Genomic DNA, 2,112 nt, shown 5'->3' with positions numbered 1-2,112 from the left:
AGGATCAGTTAGTCGTTTAGTAAAACGTCCAGTCTCATTATTACGCTAACGATTTGATTTACTATTAAAAGAACAACTTAATCCAAGAAGCTCGATCCAGCTTAACGGATTCGGCCCATACTGATATAAGTTTAACCCGCCCCTTAGCCCTATCGGGTCACCGGAATGATCCGGCGGGGGCCACACTTTTTAACACGCTACCGCCCGCACCGCTCATGGCTTCCCGGTCATCACCTTTTACTTATTAAACAGCACGTTAACCCGACTTTCCCGACGCGCCTTTTCGCGCCCGTTCACCATACCACTGCCGCCATAACCTGTCATTATGTCAGAGCCCGCCACGAAGATTGCACATCCGGTATAGCCCGGTATTATTCGCAACACCCCAGCCTGCACCTTAAGGGCGACTGGCTGGAAGAAGCGGGATTTGAGACTGGAACGGGCGTCACCGTGAAGATTTCGCAGGGGTGCCTGACCATCATCGCTGACAGTGACGAGGCACAGGAACTGCGGGAGGAGCTTTATCAGGTTAAACAGGTGGTTAAGGGGAAGCGGAACGGGATGTTTAGTGTGCTGAACGAGAAATAAATAAAAGGGGCGAGGCTGATTTCGCCTCCCCTTTTATTATTTAACAATATTTAATTTCATATATCCCTATAATATCGAACACATGATCATAAGTACTGATAATTATGTGCTGAACTCCATCTCTTTGGATATCCTCTACTAAATCGAAACTTGATGTAGTATATTGCTCAAAAGGATAATCATCAACTTTATATATAGCTAACTTTTCAATTTTGCTAATAAAAATCTCTAGACTTACATCATCAGCATCTGTAATAGCAGGTTTGCAGGCAGACAACGATAAGGAAGCTTTGATGGTAAAGTTAAATGGATACAGATTTAACTCTGTCCCAGTTAAAATCAACGCATCTCGGCCATATATTTGACCATATTTTGTTTCTAGTGCTTTTACAAGCATATTATCCACAACCTCTTGTCCTCACTGTTCTGCCGCCATTTTGAGTTGAAAATCTTCGATCTAAATTAATTTTTGACAATTCCTCTGGAGTAGCCCATCTCGAAGGGATCTTCGATATACCGGCTGCTTTGGCAGCATAAAGTCGTCTATTATCTAAAGTAAAGACTGAATCTTTATGAGCACCTTGTGATAACAATCTTTCCTGAACATTTACAGGTAAATCCCGCATTCTAACTTTTCTAATAGGTTCAACGTGATTTATATATGACGGGTCGTTTATAAGTCTGTGAATAAGCCCATTAACATTTCTTACATCTTCAAAAACACCATTTATACTATCTTGTGAGAATAGAATTGTTTTAGGACTTACTGGTGATAATCCAAGAGGATCTATCCATGATAACGGGTTTGGAACATAACTATAGAGGTTTAATCCCCCCGCCAGCCCTCTCGGGTCCTGCTGGGTAAACCTGGCGCTATCCGGATCGTAATAACGAAACAAATTGTAGTGCAACCCGGTCTCACGATCCAGGTATTGCCCCTGCATACGCAGGTTCTGCGCATAGCCCGTCTCCTGCGGTATCGACTCGTGCAGCAGTTTCCCCCACACGCTGTTCTGCCCTTCCCAGCGGATATGCCCTTCACGGTCCGTCATCCGTTCTGGCGTACCGTTCGGCTGACAGTGGAAACAGAAGATAACCGGATCCTCTGCGTCATCTATACGCGCCAGCGGTTCATAACTTTCCGCGTCGCTATAAACATAAGTCAGGGGCACATCACATCATCAGGTTAAACAGATGGTTAAGGGGATGCGGAACGGGATGTTTAGTGTGCTAAACGAGAGTTAAATAGTAAAAGACCACCTTCTTAGAAGGTGGCTTTTGAGAATGCCCCCTGTAAGGGGGGCTATTATCACTTTCCGCTTACTACTCTGGCAATTCCATTTGCTGTTCATGTATTTGTTCCGTTTTCTCCTGATGCCTCACATATCGTCTGATAATTTCCTCGTTCACACCGACAGTATCTACAAAGTAGCCACGTGACCAAAAGTGGTTGCCCCATAGCTTTTTTCGTATATGTGGGAAACGATTGTAGAGTCTGATTGCGCTGCGGCCTTTCAGATGCCC

At 44.5% G+C, this 2,112-nt stretch carries 3 protein-coding genes and 1 pseudogene; 1 reads left to right on the top strand and 3 read right to left on the bottom strand.

Going from position 1 to position 2,112, the window contains the following annotated elements; genetic code table 11:
- Nucleotides 1–312 precede the first annotated feature (312 nt).
- Nucleotides 313–588: a SymE family type I addiction module toxin gene (locus AAIG39_RS25585; RefSeq protein WP_343195051.1), complete on the top strand. Its 276-nt coding sequence runs from the start codon at nucleotides 313–315 to the stop codon at nucleotides 586–588.
- Between the two features lie 40 nt (nucleotides 589–628).
- On the opposite strand, the gene AAIG39_RS25580 is transcribed toward AAIG39_RS25585, so the two are convergent.
- The 3 genes and pseudogenes from AAIG39_RS25580 to tnpA form a co-directional block, all read right to left on the bottom strand.
- Complete coding sequence (locus AAIG39_RS25580) at nucleotides 629–985, bottom strand: hypothetical protein (RefSeq protein WP_343195050.1); 357 nt, start codon at nucleotides 983–985, stop codon at nucleotides 629–631.
- Between the two features lies 1 nt (nucleotide 986).
- Nucleotides 987–1,763, bottom strand: a pseudogene (locus AAIG39_RS25575) (RHS repeat-associated core domain-containing protein); the annotation flags it as partial.
- 148 nt (nucleotides 1,764–1,911) lie between these two features.
- A partial coding sequence (gene tnpA, locus AAIG39_RS25570) for an IS200/IS605 family transposase (RefSeq protein WP_343195049.1) occupies nucleotides 1,912–2,112 on the bottom strand: 201 nt, incomplete at its 5' end.

The sequence above is a fragment of the Phytobacter palmae genome (genome assembly GCF_039409775.1).
Classification (GTDB): domain Bacteria; phylum Pseudomonadota; class Gammaproteobacteria; order Enterobacterales; family Enterobacteriaceae; genus Phytobacter; species Phytobacter palmae.
Note: the sequence above shows the minus strand (reverse complement) of the source record. Positions and strands in the feature narration are given on the sequence as shown.

Bases quoted from the DNA above. Each gene is read 5' to 3' on its own strand.
- AAIG39_RS25580 (WP_343195050.1), bottom strand. From the start codon at position 985: ATGCTTGTAAAAGCACTAGAAACAAAATATGGTCAAATATATGGCCGA.